Origin of the sequence: Haloarcula sebkhae (assembly GCF_014647415.1) — an archaeon.
In the GTDB taxonomy this organism is placed as follows: Archaea; Halobacteriota; Halobacteria; order Halobacteriales; family Haloarculaceae; genus Haloarcula; species Haloarcula sebkhae.
The window spans coordinates 180,894-195,944 of the sequence record NZ_BMPD01000002.1; the positions used below are offsets into that span (position 1 = coordinate 180,894).

Below are 15,051 nucleotides of genomic sequence, written 5' to 3' on the forward strand. Positions count from 1 at the left end.
GTGTCGGCACTAAAACTTTCACCGTCCCACTCCCAGCATCGCGTATGGAGTTCGAGGTAATCCAGGGCGACATCGCTTCACAGTCGGCGGACGCACTGGTCAACGCGGCGAACACGAGCCTGCGGATGGGCTCCGGCGTCGCCGGGGCGCTCAAGCGTGCGGCCGGGTCAGGACTGGACGACGAGGCCATCGCGAAGGGACCGGTCGACCTCGGCAGTGTCGCCACGACCGACGCGTACGACCTTGACGCCGAGTACGTCATCCATGCCGCTGCGATGCCGCCGGGCGGCCAGTCGACCGCCGAGAGCATCCGCGACGCGACCCAGAACACACTGGCGGAAGCGGACGCATTGAACTGCGAGTCGATAGTTCTCCCGGCCATCGGCTGTGGAATCGCCGGGTTCGATTTCGAGGAAGGTATCAGAATTATCTGCACGGTCATCAACGAATATCAGCCCGAATCCTTGAGGGACGTGCGACTCATCGCCTACTCCGACGACGACTTCGCGGAAATGGAACGGGTCGCGGCCGACGTTCTCGACTGACTATCCGCTACAGCAGGTGTATGCGTCCGGCACGCCACTCCCAGGCGAGTTCCAGTGCGATCCAACAGACGAGCCATACCGTGGCGAAACTGAACACCAGCCACGTCGATCCGAGGTAAGCCGTGGTTCCAGCGACGGACTGAAACCACGGATACGCCTGCACACCGACGACAAGCGTCGCGACGAGCCCCAGTATTCCGGTCACGTAATGCTCGACTGTGTTCCCTATTGAGCAGACACAGGCGTCACTGCCAGTAGTCTCCTCGAGTGTCTCGCTGCCCGGTCCCCGAGCGTTGGTCATTGTTACCTTTCCTCAATCTAGGTCTTTATCTCACTGCATATTAACCATTTCGGCGGGATAGATCGCTGTCTATACTGGTTTCAGGACACTCGCTCGGGGCGGCGACACTCCAAAGGGGCGTACAGCCGACAGTGTTACTCGTGGCCCGACACCCGAACTGGCTCGTACGGTGCTTCCAGCCACTCCACGTCACTCGCCGAGAGGTCGATTTCCAGCGCTGCGACTGCTTCTTCGAGGTGTTCGAGGCTACTCGTCCCGATAATCGGTGCGTCGACCCACCCCTTGTCGAGTACCCAGGCCAGCGCGATCTGTGCCATCGAGGCGTCGTACTCGTCGGCCAGTTCCTGCACGCGCTCGTTGACCTCGCGGCCGTTGCCCTCGAAGTAGGGGTGCTCGCGGGCGTAATCGTCCGTCTCGCCCCGGACGGTCTCCTCGACCTGCTCGTGTGGGCGGGTGAGATAGCCCCGGGCCAGCGGGCTCCACGGCATCACGCCGACGTTCTCTTTGTCACACAGCGGCAGCATCTCGCGCTCCTCCTCGCGGTACAGCAGATTGTAGTGGTTCTGCATCGTCTCGAACCGCTCCAGTTCCTCGCGCTCGCTCGTCCGCAGGGCGTCCGCGAACTGGTGGGTCCACATCGACGATGCGCCGAGATAACGTGCCTGCCCCCGCCGGACGGCGTCGTCCAGCGTCCGGAGCGTCTGCTCGATGGGTGTGTCGTAATCCCAGCGGTGGATCTGGTACAGGTCGACGGTGTCCATCCCGAGCCGATCCAGCGAGTTCGACAGTTCCTGCTCGATGGCTTTCCGCGAGAGTCCCCCAGAATTGGGGTTGTCCTCGTCCATCTGAAAGTACCCCTTCGTCGCCACGACCTGACTGTCGCGGTCGTAATCGTCGAGGACGGTCCCGAGGACGCGCTCGGACTCGCCCATCGAGTACATGTTGGCCGTATCGAAGAAGTTGATGCCGAGGTCGATGGCCCGCTCGATGACCTCGCGGCTCTCGTCTTCGTCAAGCACCCAATCGCGCCACTCCGAGGTTCCGAAGCTCATACAGCCCAGACAGAGCCGGCTGACTTCCATGCCAGTCGACCCGAGTGTGGTGTACTCCATGCTCGGGTTCGCGTCCGCGCTGGCGAAAAAGGTTCGGCGTCGGTTACAGCGACTCCGCCGCGACCCGACCGATGTACAGTCTGGCGGCGGCGTAGCCGGCGACCGCCAGCAGGACCGCCCCGCCGACGTGGCCGTAGGTCAGTAGGGTCGGACTATCGACCGCAAGCTTCGCCACCGTCGTTGCCGGGTGTTCCGGAAGGATGACGGCCCCGCCGAAGAGCACGAGTGTGAGTACGGAGAACAGCAACTGCGCCGGGCGACGGTTCTGGAGCGTGATGCCCAGCACGACCCCGAGCGTCACGACGACGACGGTGACTGCGGTGATGAACAGCAGAATCGCCGCTGGGTTCGAAACCGCGATGCCGTTCGTCGACAGCAGCGCGAGCCACATGAGCGCCTGTGCAGGGGCAAGCAACACCATTCCGAGGGCTTTCCCGTCGATGATGTCGAGCAGTGACACCGGAGCTACGCGGAGTAGTTCCATCGTGCCGCGTTCGAGTTCCTCGGTGACAGTGTCGACGGCCACCGAGCCGCTGATGAACGGCGGGAGGAACAGCAACAGCGGAATCAGAATGGTGTAGGTGAACCCGAAGTACTGGCTCGCGCTGACGGTGTCCGGGAGCGGCACGGGCGGCTGGTCGAGGTACGGCGTCCGCTCCAGTCGCTCCTGCCGCTCCAGCGCATTGAGAACCCGCCGCACCTCGACGACGATGAGCGTCGACCGGATGCTTCCTTCCGGCACGACAGCGGTGACCGCTATCTGCTCCCCTGGCCCGCGTGTCGACGGCACGTACTCGCCGCGCAGGATCGCATCGACCCGGCGCTGGTCGAACGCCCGCTGTGCGGCGGCCTCGTTCTCGAAGGCGGTGACACTGGTCCCGTCCTGTTCAGCGGCCGCGGCCTCCAGTTCCTCGCGGGCGTCGCCGGTAACGGCCATCTCTACCTCGCCGGCTGCAACCGAGCTGGGGTCGTACAACGAGGTGAGGCCGACAACGAGGAACGAGGAGAACCCCGCGACGAACAACTGGATGAGCAACGCCAGCACGATGGTCTTCTCGCGGGACAGCGACCGCACGTCTCGCCGGGCGACGACGACTCGCGGGTCGCGCCAGAGGGGGCGATCATCAGACAAGGGTACTCACCACCGTGAAGTTGTAGGCGAAGTGAATCACGATAGCTACGGTCAGCGCAGCGACGTAGGCCCGTCGCCCACGACTCGCGCCGACCGAGGAGATGGCTGCCGTCACCGTGTGCAACGCCAGCGGCAGCATGAACAGCAGCCCCGCAACCCACAGCGGGAGGCCGGCGGGCAACGTTGCGCCCTGTAGAGCCGCTTCCCCGATAGGGAGACTTTCTAGATCAGAGAGTCTGGCGATAAGCAGCCCTTTCTCCCCGATGAAGAAGCCGAGCCCGGAGAGCGCACCGACGCCGAGTGCCGACCGGAGCGTCCGCTCGTAGCGGGCGTGTTCGTAGCCGGCGTAGACGTGCAGGCTCTTTGCCAGTTCCTCGATGACGACGATGACACCGAGCACGAGCACGATACCGAGCGACTGGTTCGTCCCGAAGACGTTCAGCGACACCGAATCGAGGACAAACAGGAACGCGATGGCCGCCAGTTCGGCGACGATGACCAGCGGCAACAGGACGATGCTCATCTTCAGCGCGCTCCGGCGAGAGTTGATACCACCGGCCAGCGCATCGAGCACTTTCAGCGGAATCGGTCGCTGGGTGAACATGTCCTCTTCCCGGTAGAGGCCGGCTCCCAGACCGAACAGCACCAGCCCAGTCAGCAGCGGCGGGACCGTCGAGAAAACGAATGACGAGAGCCCCACGGACTGGCCAGTCAGGTCCAACACGACCAGCGTCAGCGGCGAGATGAGCGCGATGGGAGTCACGTCTGTAAAGATAGCCGGGACGAACGCGTAGGAGGTCAGCGTCACCGTTATCGTCACCGTCACGAAGGTGAGTTCCTTGAACGAGCGGGCGAACATCGCCCCGCAGAACGTCGCCGAGAGGAAGAGGACGACGAGCGGGACCACCGCCAGCACCGCGACGTAACTCCCCGCCGGTGCGATATTTCCGAACCGTAGCGCCGCGGTGATGAGCGCCGCCACACCGACAGCGCCCGCAAGGTACGGAAGCGTCTTGCCACCGATGATATCGCCCCGCGAGACCGGCGTCACCAGCAGGAGTTCACCCCGGCGGTTCAACCGCTCCGAGAGCATCGACGAGCCGTAGGCCTGGATGACGAAGTTCATCGGCACGATGTAGAGGAAGGCGAGCACGAGCGACTCGAAGGGGAACGGCGGCGAGATGTCCGACGGGGTGCCACCCTGTACGTCACCAGTCAAGCGCGCGCCGATAGCGCCGAGGTTCGCGCCGCTACCGCCAGCGGTTCCGCCGTCACCGCCGCCGCTCGCGGCTGACCCACCAGTACCACCCGTATCTGAACCGTCACCACTGCCACCGGTACTCGATCCACTCCCGTCTGAAGCGTCGGAGCCCCCGGCAGAGGGACCCGACCCGTCACTGCCGTCGCCGCTCCGGGGGTCAAGCTGGCTGCTCCCCGACTGTTGCTCGTAGACAAGCGTCACAGAAACGGGGAACGCGGCGGTCTGGTTGTCGTCCCGAGCGAGTGTTCGGTCGTTATACTGCGCCGTGCTGTCGCGGAGTTCGGTGAGCGCGGCCCGCTCCTTGGCTGTTCGCGGAACGCTCTGGAGCTGGGTCCCACGATACAGGAGTTCCTGTTGGCGCCGTTCGATGGCTGCTGGGTCCGGCTCACGGATATCAAAGGTCGAATCATCGGCCGCAACGCCGTAGTACGGGCTGCTCTCGTCGACGCCGATCCGGTAGATGCCGTCGTCCATCCCCGCACCGGCACCGCCACTGACGGCTATCGCGGCGACCGCCCCCATCGCAACGAGGGACAGCGCCATCACAACGATGGTCCGTTTATCGACGCCGCCGGCGTTTTTTGTCATCTCCCACTTCGCGACGCGCAGGAGCGTATCCAGTTGCATCTACTCAGTGTCCTCCTCGACGTACCGCGTGCCGCGCGTGCCGGCCTCGGCGACGTTGAGGAACACCTCCTCAAGGCTGGATTCCTCTGTTCGTATGTCGACCACGTCACCACCATTGGCCTCGGCCCGCTCACGCGTCTCCTCGACGGCGTCCATGCTCTCGACGACGCGCTTGTAGGACCCGTTCTCCTGCACCGCGTCGGGGACGTCGACGGTCGTGTAGACGTGATACCGCGTGTGGCCGTACTCGGCTTGGAGTTCTTCGAGATCGCCGCGGGCGACGATCTCTCCTTCGTTCATTATGACGACCCGGTCACAGATAGATTCGACGTGAAAGAGATTATGGGCCGAGAAGACGATGGTTTTCCCCTCTTTCGCCAATTGTTCGGTGAACTCGATGACGTAGTTCGTCGTCAGCGGGTCCAGCCCCGACGCCGGTTCGTCGTAGATGAGCACGTCAGGGTCGTTGATGAGCGAGCGGGCGATGGCGACCTTCCGTTTCATCCCCTTGGACATGTCGCCGAGCTTCCGGTCGCGGTGTTCGAGTTCCAGTTTGTCCAGCGTGTCGTGCATCCGCTCCTCGGCCACGTCCGGGTCCACGTCGTAGAGGTCGGCGAAGAATTTCAGATAGGAGATCGGCGTCATCTCCTCGTACAGTGGCGATTCCTCGGGCAGAAAGCCCAGTTGCTGGCGCATCTCCGCGGTTTCGGTGTCGAGTCCCGCTATCTCGGCGGAGCCACTCGTCGGCTCCAGGAGGCCCGCGAGCATCTTCAGCGTCGTCGTCTTGCCGGCCCCGTTCGGCCCGATGATACCGAATACCTCGCCGCGGTCGACCGAAAACGAGCTGCCCTGTACAGCGACGAAACCGCCGTACTCTTTCCGAATGTCCCGGGCGTCAATCATCTGCCGATTGGTTGTGGGTGAACTAACCTATACCTTGGCTCCGGCCTATTGCTTCTGATAATGGCTCTCGAACTCGGCATGAACAGTGTTTCGCTTGAGAAAACACCGGACGGACGACGCCTTCTCGTCCGGCACGACGCCGACGCGTCGATCGACACCGTGTGGGATGTCCTGACCGATACCGGCTGCTGGTCGGACTGGGGGCCGTCGGTCACAGCCGTCGAGACGACGGATCAGTACATCGATGACGGGACGACCGGCCGCGTTCGCGTTGCCGGCGCGATGTGGCTCCCGTTCGAGGTGACTGCGTGTGCACCGTACCGCTGGACGTGGAACGTCGCACGGCTCCCCGCGACAGGTCATTTCGTCGAAGAACGAGCCGACGGCTCCGTCGTCGGGTTCGAAATCCCGCCGCTGGCGACTGGCTACGCTCCGGTGTGTGCCCGAGCGTGCCGGCGAATCGCTGCGCTGGCACAGCAGCGCGAAGCGTAGTCAGCGATCGCACCGACCCGTCAGGACTGTATTGGCGTCTTCGAGCGCGTGTCGGTGTCTTCCTCGGGGCCGTTGATCCTCGTGATGTCCGTAATCTCGAAGCGTGTCCCGCCCCGATCGCTCTCGGTCACGTCGATTTCCCAGCCGTGGGCTTCGACGATGCGCTGGACGATTGCTAGACCCAGCCCGCCTTCGCCGTCAGTTGTGGTGTAGCCGTCGTCGAGCACCGCATCACGCATCTCAGCCGGGATTCCGGAGCCATCGTCCGCGACGTAAAACCCCTCAGCCATCTCGCCGACACGAAGCGTCAGGTCAGCACTGCCGTGTTCAAGATCGTCATCAGCCGCCGGTCGGCTGCTTGTTGAACCGTGTTCTGCACTGTCGCCGGACTGCGTCCGACTGCCCGTGGAGCCATGCTCCACGGCGTTCCGAAATAGGTTCTCAAACAGGTGGCGGAGCCGATCCGGGTCGGCGTCGATGATGGCTGTCATTTCGTTTTGTAGTGTCGCATTCGCCGTCGGCACGGCCTCCCAACAGCTATCGATCAGTTCTCCGAGAGCAACGGCCTCCGTATCACTGATGACGTGTCCGCTTCGAGCCAGCGTCAGCGTCCGGTCGACGAGCGTTTCCATCCGATCCATTGCTTTCGCAGCCGTCTCCAAGTGTTCCGAGTCGCGGTCCATTCGTTCGAGTTCCAGTTGACCGGACGCGACGTTGAGCGGGTTCCGGAGGTCGTGTGCCACGACGGCCGCGAACTCGTCGAGGCGTTCGTTGCGCTGCTCGATGGCCGCCCGGCGGAGTCGCTGTCGCTCGGCCTCGACGGCTCGGGATATCGCACGCGCTTCGAAGATACCCATCATGAGGCCACCAAAGCCGCCGACGATAGCCGCGAACAGCGCCCAGCCGATGTCTTCACTCAGCGACCCCGTCGGCCAGGTGAAAATCATCACCACATTCAACAGTAGAAAAGAGACGAGTCCGCCAGCGAACCAGACCCCGATACGCCGATAATGGTCCGGATCGATTCTCGAGTCACTGAGCCAGAACCCGCCGACGATGATCGCCGCTGTAAACGGCACGATTGCCAGCATACTGACAGCGAAATCAGCAGTAAAAACAGCTGTCAGTCCGGAATCAGAGAAATAAAAGTAGTTGGCGACGCCTCCAAGGAGGAACAGCCACCCGACTCCCTGAATAATGGCTGGCAGGCGATCTGAGTGACGATCTATATCTGTCACTTCCGCACCGATTTGTTAGATGTGCATTTACATTTGCTGGCCAACGGAACAGGCGTGCGTCGTGTTTCCCGGCGTTGTCGTCCACCGCACTGCTAGCTCGGTCTGTTCTTCCCGTTAGCTACTGTTTGGTCACGCGTGCGTCCGATACTTTGTGGATATCGTCGTCGATCCCGGAGCCGTCACAGTCGTCATTCGGACATCGATAGTGCCAGCCGTCCTCCGTCGCCGCTCGCTCTGTAAATCGGTCACCACATTCGTCACAGTAGAGCTGCCCGTCCGAACACGTGTCGCGGTGCAGTTCGAGTTCGAGTTCTGTGCCGAAGGTCCGCTTGCAGTTCCGACAAATATGAGGCATATTCGAAAATACAGATTCATCCCTTATAGCGATACCGGAACGTTCACGGCCGCTTCTTTCCGTTGACGGATGTTTCGGGTCGGCCGCTGTCCGTCGATTTTCGATACTTCATACACCTCATATCTTGGACAGTAATGGTTGACAATACTGACTACCGATGTACACATTTCTCCAGCAGCCAGTTCGGGACCGAACACTCCAGAAGCCGTGTCAAAATGGCCCAGCTCTATTTTACGCTATAAAAGCGCTAGGCTGTCGTCACGTCAATCCGCGTGCCGCCGGATTCGCTGTCCCCAACCGACACCGTCCACCCGTGTGCCCGCGCTGCGGTGTCGACGAGGAACAGCCCATACCCCTCCCCTTCCCGTGTTGTCCCGAACCCCTGTTCGAACACGCTGTCGCGGTCCGATTCGGGAATCCCCGAGCCGTCGTCGGCCACGTAGAACCCCGACTCGGTGGCACCGACAGTGACAGTCACCGGTCCCTCGGTGTGAGCGACGGCGTTGTCGAACAGCTCGCGAAGGAGCAACTGCAGTCGGTCGTTTTCGGCGTCGACAGCTGCGTCTGTCACCACCTCAAGCGCCGCGTTTTCGTAGCTCGCGGTGGCCCAGACCTCAGTGGCGACATCCGCCAGCGAGAGCGACTCGGTCTCCGAAACGGGGCGTCCGATGCTTCCGATGTGAGACAGGTCGGTAAGCAGTGACTCGACCCGGTTGACGGACCGAAACAATGCATCTTCATGGGGCTCACCGATGTCGAGTAGCTCCAACCGACCCATGACGACGTTGAGCGGGTTCTTCGCGTCGTGGGAGATGCCGCTTGAGATATCGTCCCACTGGCTAGCACCGACCCACCAGTCAGTCGGCCACCGGGTCGCGTACGCTTCGAGCTTCGCGGCCACCAAGGACGCCGACGTTTCTGCGGTCACATACTCAGTGACGCCGGCCCGGAGCGCCTCGGAGACTCGATCCGGATCAGGGTCGGTCCCGACGAGTACAATCGGAATATCGGTGTCCGCTGCCCGTAGTGCCTCGAATACCGCAACCCCGTCGCAGTCACCGTCGTCACTGATGACGACACCCCTGATATCCCCGTCACTCAGCCGGTCCTGTACGTCGCTCGTATCTGGGATTGCCTCGGCTGTTACCCCGTCCGTGGTCAGTGCTTCGGAAAGTGCCTCAGCAAGCTCAGTCACTCCGCTACCGGCCACGAGATAGACAGTCCCACGAGCAGGCGTCATCCCCTGATATTACGAAAACAGGTGATAAGAAACCGACGGTGCCCTACAGCAGGTCTTCGACGTGGTCGGCGACTTCCTCCGGCGTGTCACCGACCGGGACGCCGTTGTCCTCCAAGGCGGTAATCTTCGACTGCGCGGTCCCGGTACCGGAGCCGGAGACGATAGCGCCGGCGTGGCCCATGCGCTTTCCGGGTGGTGCGGTCCGACCGGCGATGAAGCCGGCGACCGGCGTGTCCATGTGCTCGCCGATGAAGCGCGCGGCCTCCTCCTCGTCCTCGCCGCCGATCTCGCCGCACATGACGACGGCGTGGGTGTCGGGGTCGGCCTCGAACTGTTCGAGCGCGCCGATGAAGTCCGTCCCGATGATCGGGTCGCCGCCGATACCGATGGCCGTCGACTGGCCGATGCCGCGATTGGTGAGGTTGTCGACGACTTGGTAGGTCAGCGTTCCCGAGCGGGAGACGAGGCCGACGTTCCCCTCGGAGAAGATGTTCCCCGGGAGGATGCCGAGCTTGGCGACGCCGGGCGTGATGACGCCGGGGCAGTTCGGACCGACAAGGTGCGTGTCGGTCTCCTGCAGTTTGCGGTAGACTCGAGCCATATCCTGCGTCGGGATGCCCTCAGTGATGGCGACCACGAGGTCGATACCCTTCGCATCGAGCGCCTCGAAGCAGGCATCACCGGCGAAGGCCGGCGGCACGAACACGACGGCGGCGTTCGCGTCGGCCTCGCGGGCCGCGCCCTGCACCGTGTCGAACACCGGCACACCGGCGACTTCCTGGCCGCCGCGGCCGGGCACTGCGCCGGCGACGACGTTCGTCCCGTACTCAAGCATCTGTTCGGTGTGGAACTTCCCTTCACCGCCGGTGATTCCCTGTACAACGACGCGGGTGTCTTCGTCAACTAGAACACTCATGCTTCCACCTCCTTTGCGTACTCAACCGCACGCTGGACGGCGTCTTCCAGCGTATGTTCGACCGTCACCAGATCCTCGTTCAGGATCTCCATTCCCTCCTCTGCGTTGGTCCCTGCGAGTCGGACGGTGACTGGCTTTGGAATCTCGTCGAACTGCTCCAGCGCCTGATTGATGCCGTTGGCGACCTCGTCGCCGCGGGTGATGCCGCCGAAGATGTTGAACACGACCGAATCGACGTTGTCATCGGAGAACACCATATCGAGCGCGTTTGCGATCCGGTCAGCCTTCGCGCCGCCACCGACATCGAGGAAGTTAGCGGGCTCGCCGCCGTAGTAGTCGACGAGGTCCAGCGTCGTCATCACGAGGCCCGCACCGTTCCCGATGATGCCGACGTTGCCATCGAGTCGGACGTAGTCGAAGCCGTACTCGTCGGCCTTCTGTTCGAGTTCGTCGCCTTCTGCTGCTTCCTCGCCCATCTCCGCGATTTCGGGCTGGCGGAACAGGGCGTCGCCGTCGATGTTCATGACGGCGTCGGCCGCGATGACCTCGTCGTCGCTGGTGATCATCAGCGGGTTGATCTCCGTGTCAGCGCCGTCGCGGTCGTCCCAGAGCTGGTACAGCGTCGTGAGGACGCTCGCTACGTCGTTTGCGACCTCGCGGTCGACGCCGGCCTCGTAGACGACCTTCCGGGCCTGGAACGGGTGCATTCCGAAGGCCGGGTCGATGTGCTCGCGGGCGATGGCATCGGGGTCCTCCTCGGCGACCTCCTCGATGTTGACGCCACCTTTCGTCGAGACCATCGCGACGGGGCGGCCCTCGCCGCGGTCCATCGTCACGCCGACGTACAGCTCGTTGACGAAGTCGACGGCTTCCTCGACGAGCACTTTCGAGACGTGGTAGCCCTTGAGGTCCATCCCGATGATGTCCTCGGCGGCCTCGCGAGCCTCCTCCTTGGACTCGACGAGCTTGATTCCGCCGGCCTTGCCGCGGCCGCCTACGTGGACCTGTGCCTTGATGGCGACCGGATATCCGATCTCCTCGGCCGCGTCGACGGCCTCATCTACTGTCTCGGCCAGCTGCGAGGCGGGCGTCGGGATGCCCGCGTCAGCGAAGACTTGCTTCGCCTGGTATTCGTGCAAGCGCATGTCATGCAGAAAGGCGAGCGGTGGCGATTTAAATCCGTCCGTTTCTCTTCCTGCGACCAAAGCGAGGATGGTCCCAGTTTACTGTGGGCGTCGAGAGCGAGCTATGCGCACGCAGGCCATGATGCAGTACGGAGACTCGGGACATGAGGGTGCGCCCACAGTCGTCGGGGTCAATCCGATAAACCCACAGCGTCGTACCCCGAAGCGAGCGTATGGCTGACGACAGACACGGAGCTGAGGGTGTCGCCGACGAGACACTCGGTGCTGTGGCCGAAGCGCTTCGTACCGCTGAAACCGGCGTCGCGCTCACCGGCGCGGGCGTCTCGACGGCGTCGGGCATCCCCTCCTTTCGCGGTGACGACGGCATCTGGGAGCGCCACGATCCGGCAGACTTCCACCGCCGTCGGCTTGATGCCGACCCAGCGGGCTTCTGGGCGGACCGAATATCGCTTCGAGAGGCTATCTACGGCGATTTAGACCCCGAACCTAACGCCGCCCACGAGGCGCTGGCGGCGCTTGAAGCGGACGGCCACCTCGACGCCGTGCTCACGCAGAACATCGACGGGCTGCACGACGCCGCCGGGACGGACCGGGTCGTCGAACTGCACGGAACCCATCGGCGCGTGGTCTGTGACAACTGCGGTCACCGCCGGGACGCGGAAGCGGTATTCGAACAGGCCGCCGAAAGCAGCGACTTGCCGCCGCGCTGTGACTGTGGCGGCGTCTACCGCCCGGACGTCGTGCTGTTCGGCGAACCTATGCCCGACGTAGCGATGAACGAGGCCCAGCGTCTCGCACGGGATAGTGACGTGTTTCTGGCGGTTGGGTCGTCGCTGTCGGTCCAGCCGGCGTCGCTCCTGCCGAAGATAGCGGCTGAGGGAGACAGTACGCTGATCGTAGTAAACTACGAGGAGACGCCGCGTGACGCGAGTGCGGCGCACGTGCTTCGCGCCGATGTCACGCAGGTGCTCCCGGCGATTGTCGAGCGGCTGTAGCGGGTTACAACTCGACGCCGCCGGGAATCAGGCTCTGCCCGCGCAGGAGGCTCCCGTCGTGGTCGTAGACGAGCAGCGTCCGTAGCTCGTAGGTCCGTGACTCGCCCTCGCCATCGGTGAGACGGACTGTAAACTGTGGGTCTTCTTGAGCGTCCGCCGTGGAAACGAGTGCGTCGATGTCAGCTGTCGGTGCTGTCGCTTCGAAGACGTACTCACCGGTGAGTCGGTTCGTCAACGAGAGCACGCCGTCGCTCTCTGGCTGGCGGCGGAAGGTCACGTCGATCTCGTCGCCATCGAGTGTGCCGCCGTCTACTTTGGTGAGGCGCTTGCGGAGCTCTCCTGTCGGCCCGTCGTATACAATCTTGATCGTGGGGTCGTCGTTGTCGGTGGCCGAAGCCTGGATGTCGACGGTGAAGTAATCACGCCTCATTCCGGTGTTTACAGGTACGTGGCCCGGCCAAATGAACGTAACGGCGCACCGACTGTTGGTATCGGTAGCTTTTACCGGACCGGCCTACCCTCTGACAGTAGTATGGCCTGGGTGAAATCAGAGTACGCGGGCGAGTTCGCGGTGCTTGCGACGTGGCTCGTGGGGCTGGCCCCGTGGTCGGTGTCGCTGTTCGAGATTGAGGGGGTCACTGTCGTCGGGCTTCGCTTTCTCCCGTTCCGGTTCCAGTTCATCTTCGGAGCGTCGCTCCCCGGAGAGCGGCCGTTTCTCTGGGCGTGGCAGGTTGCCGCGTTCCAAGAGTCGGAGCCGCTTGCGCTCGCCGGGACACTCGGGGTCGCGGCCCTGGCCGTTTTCCTGTTGCCGCTCGGCCTCAGCCTCTATTACTACGCCGCTGAGGACCGCGTCGAAGCGAGCCTGCCCGTCGACCCTGTCCGGCTGTTCGGCGGGCTGCTTGGACTCGTGGGCGTCCTCACGCTCGCGGCCAGTGGGCTGTTCATCACGTCGTTTCCCGGCATCACCGTCCCCATCGGGGCGGTCGTCGCCCTCGTGTTCGCCTATCTGCTGCTGACCGTTGACCGGGCGTAACAGCCAGTCCAGTTCTGTTCGTCCGACCGCTGGCGATTATACTCCTGATAATTTGGCGAGCGAATTTAAGTAGGTGGATACGATAGCAGAGGTATATTCCGCGGAGCACCGTCTGCTCCCCACTGCAACACCGATGTCGAACCCAGAATCTCCCGAACCCGGTGACTTCGTTTCGGACCCGCTCGGCCACATCCAGTCGTGGCTCTCGCGGACCGCGACGGTGTTGAGCGGGTCAGCAGTTCCGACGGCGAACTACGACCCCAGTCGCCACGGGACACTGGTCGAATTCGACGGTCTGGACGGCTACAACGAGGTCGACCGCTACTGGCTGAACGCTCCCTTCGCCTTCGCCTCTATCAATCACGATCCCGACCGCGACGAGCACCTGTACCACGTCGTTGAGCCGTCGTTGAGCGACATCGAGCGGGAACTGCTCGACCGCCTGTTCGAGGACATCCGCATCCCGCTCATCTACCGCGACGACGTCGATACCGACCCGGAGCGCGTCCTCGCCGAGGAACTCGAAGCCAGGCTGGAGGAGTACGGCGTCGTCATCGAGCCCGAGACGTTCTACCGCCTGTTTTACTACCTGCATCGCTCTTTCCAAGGCTACGGTCACATCGACCCCCTGATGCACGATCCTGACATCGAGGACATCTCCTGTGACGGAGCGAACCTTCCCATCTTCGTCTACCACGACGGCTACACGGACATCGAGACGAACATCGCCTACGACGCCGACGAACTGAACGACTTCGTCATCCAGTTGGCCCAGCGCTCGGGGCGGCACGTCTCCGTCTCGGACCCTGTTGTCTCCACGACGCTCCCGGACGGCTCCCGTATCGAACTGGCGCTCGGCGAGGAAGTGACCCCCCGCGGCTCCGCGTTCACCATTCGGAAGTACGCCGACGAGCCGTTCACACCCATCGAACTGCTGGAGTACGGCACGTTCTCCGTCGAGATGCTGGCCTACCTCTGGCTTGCCATCGAGTCCAACAAGTCGCTCATCTTTGCGGGCGGGACGGCAGCCGGCAAGACCACGTCGATGAACGCGCTGGCGATGTTTCTCCCGCCCCGATCGAAAGTACTCTCCATCGAGGACACCCGTGAACTGTCGCTGTACCACGACAACTGGCTCTCCTCGGTCACCCGCGAGCGGCTGGGTGACTCGGACATCACGATGTACGATTTGCTGCGGTCCGCGCTCCGGCACCGCCCCGAGTACATCATCGTCGGCGAGGTTCGTGGCGAGGAAGCTATCACGCTGTTTCAGGCAATGAACACTGGGCACACGACGTTCTCGACGATGCACGCGGACTCGGTCCAGACGGTCATCAATCGGCTGGAGAACGAGCCGATCAACGTCCCACGGCCGATGGTCCAGAGTCTCGATATCCTCTGTGTCCAGGTGCTGGCCCGCTCGGGCGACGAGCGCGTCCGTCGTGCGAAGACGCTCGCCGAGATTGAGGGGATCGACCAGCGGACCGGCGAACTGGACTACTCGACGACGTACAACTGGCGGGCCACCGAGGACCGCTTCTCTGAGAACAACAGCGAGCTACTGGACGAAATCCGCGAGGAGCGCGGCTGGACGCAGTCGGAACTGCTGACCGAACTCCGCAACCGCCAGCGGTTCCTCCGCTATCTCCAGTCCGAGGGCATCACTGACTACCGGAAGTTCACGGCGATGGTCAACAAGTACTACGCGGACAAAGAGCAGGTCATGGCAAACATCGACGACGACGCGATAGCCTGA

16 protein-coding genes are annotated in these 15,051 nt (G+C 63.1%); 5 read left to right on the forward strand and 11 right to left on the reverse strand.

All coding sequences use genetic code 11. The annotated features are described in order from the left end of the window. Window positions 1-44: 44 nt before the first annotated feature. Window positions 45-545 (forward strand): macro domain-containing protein, encoded by a 501-nt coding sequence (locus IEY38_RS06915; protein ID WP_188976482.1) that lies wholly within the window; start codon window positions 45-47, stop codon window positions 543-545. A gap of 7 nt (window positions 546-552) precedes the next feature. Here IEY38_RS06915 and IEY38_RS06920 read toward each other — a convergent pair whose 3' ends face one another. The 5 genes from IEY38_RS06920 to IEY38_RS06940 all read right to left on the reverse strand — a co-directional run bounded on the left by IEY38_RS06920 (window position 553) and on the right by IEY38_RS06940 (window position 5,881). Next, window positions 553-846 (reverse strand): hypothetical protein, encoded by a 294-nt coding sequence (locus tag IEY38_RS06920; RefSeq protein ID WP_170097969.1) that lies wholly within the window; start codon window positions 844-846, stop codon window positions 553-555. A 134-nt stretch (window positions 847-980) separates the two neighbouring features. Then, the gene (locus IEY38_RS06925) at window positions 981-1,958 is read right to left on the reverse strand and encodes an aldo/keto reductase (RefSeq protein ID WP_188976484.1); all 978 of its coding nucleotides are present in this window, start codon (window positions 1,956-1,958) and stop codon (window positions 981-983) included. Between the two features lie 43 nt (window positions 1,959-2,001). Beyond that, a complete protein-coding gene (locus tag IEY38_RS06930) occupies window positions 2,002-3,090 on the reverse strand; it encodes an ABC transporter permease (RefSeq protein WP_188976486.1) in 1,089 nt (362 codons plus the stop codon). Further along, window positions 3,083-4,978, reverse strand: a complete 1,896-nt coding sequence (locus tag IEY38_RS06935) for an ABC transporter permease (protein WP_188976488.1) — start codon at window positions 4,976-4,978, stop codon at window positions 3,083-3,085. Before IEY38_RS06935 ends, IEY38_RS06930 begins: the two co-directional genes overlap by 8 nt. Next, on the reverse strand, window positions 4,979-5,881 hold the full coding sequence (locus tag IEY38_RS06940) for an ABC transporter ATP-binding protein (protein WP_188976489.1): 903 nt from the start codon (window positions 5,879-5,881) through the stop codon (window positions 4,979-4,981). A gap of 60 nt (window positions 5,882-5,941) precedes the next feature. On the opposite strand from IEY38_RS06940, the gene IEY38_RS06945 reads away from it, so the two are divergent. After that, window positions 5,942-6,373, forward strand: a complete 432-nt coding sequence (locus IEY38_RS06945; RefSeq protein ID WP_188976491.1) for an SRPBCC family protein — start codon at window positions 5,942-5,944, stop codon at window positions 6,371-6,373. Between the two features lie 20 nt (window positions 6,374-6,393). Here the strand turns inward: IEY38_RS06945 and IEY38_RS06950 are convergent, their stop codons facing one another. The 5 genes from IEY38_RS06950 to sucC all read right to left on the reverse strand — a co-directional run bounded on the left by IEY38_RS06950 (window position 6,394) and on the right by sucC (window position 11,267). Next, the gene (locus IEY38_RS06950) at window positions 6,394-7,464 is read right to left on the reverse strand and encodes a sensor histidine kinase (RefSeq protein WP_188976493.1); all 1,071 of its coding nucleotides are present in this window, start codon (window positions 7,462-7,464) and stop codon (window positions 6,394-6,396) included. Between the two features lie 265 nt (window positions 7,465-7,729). After that, the gene (locus tag IEY38_RS06955) at window positions 7,730-7,966 is read right to left on the reverse strand and encodes a transcriptional regulator (RefSeq protein ID WP_188976495.1); all 237 of its coding nucleotides are present in this window, start codon (window positions 7,964-7,966) and stop codon (window positions 7,730-7,732) included. A 247-nt stretch (window positions 7,967-8,213) separates the two neighbouring features. Further along, complete coding sequence (locus IEY38_RS06960; protein WP_188976497.1) at window positions 8,214-9,206, reverse strand: ATP-binding response regulator; 993 nt, start codon at window positions 9,204-9,206, stop codon at window positions 8,214-8,216. Window positions 9,207-9,249: 43 nt separating this feature from the next. After that, window positions 9,250-10,122, reverse strand: a complete 873-nt coding sequence (sucD, locus tag IEY38_RS06965) for a succinate--CoA ligase subunit alpha (protein ID WP_170097961.1) — start codon at window positions 10,120-10,122, stop codon at window positions 9,250-9,252. Beyond that, complete coding sequence (gene sucC, locus IEY38_RS06970) at window positions 10,119-11,267, reverse strand: ADP-forming succinate--CoA ligase subunit beta (RefSeq protein WP_005535016.1); 1,149 nt, start codon at window positions 11,265-11,267, stop codon at window positions 10,119-10,121. The genes sucD and sucC overlap by 4 nt, the downstream gene beginning before the upstream one ends. A 212-nt stretch (window positions 11,268-11,479) precedes the next feature. Between sucC and IEY38_RS06975 the strand changes: the two genes are divergently transcribed. Beyond that, window positions 11,480-12,262 (forward strand): NAD-dependent protein deacylase, encoded by a 783-nt coding sequence (locus tag IEY38_RS06975; RefSeq protein WP_188976499.1) that lies wholly within the window; start codon window positions 11,480-11,482, stop codon window positions 12,260-12,262. 4 nt (window positions 12,263-12,266) lie between these two features. Here the strand turns inward: IEY38_RS06975 and IEY38_RS06980 are convergent, their stop codons facing one another. Continuing rightward, the gene (locus tag IEY38_RS06980; protein ID WP_188976500.1) at window positions 12,267-12,692 is read right to left on the reverse strand and encodes a DUF5793 family protein; all 426 of its coding nucleotides are present in this window, start codon (window positions 12,690-12,692) and stop codon (window positions 12,267-12,269) included. A 102-nt stretch (window positions 12,693-12,794) separates the two neighbouring features. Between IEY38_RS06980 and IEY38_RS06985 the strand changes: the two genes are divergently transcribed. After that, on the forward strand, window positions 12,795-13,295 hold the full coding sequence (locus tag IEY38_RS06985) for a TIGR04206 family protein (protein WP_188976502.1): 501 nt from the start codon (window positions 12,795-12,797) through the stop codon (window positions 13,293-13,295). A 133-nt stretch (window positions 13,296-13,428) separates the two neighbouring features. Continuing rightward, entirely contained in the window at window positions 13,429-15,051 is a 1,623-nt protein-coding gene (locus IEY38_RS06990; RefSeq protein ID WP_188976504.1) for a type II/IV secretion system ATPase subunit, read from the forward strand.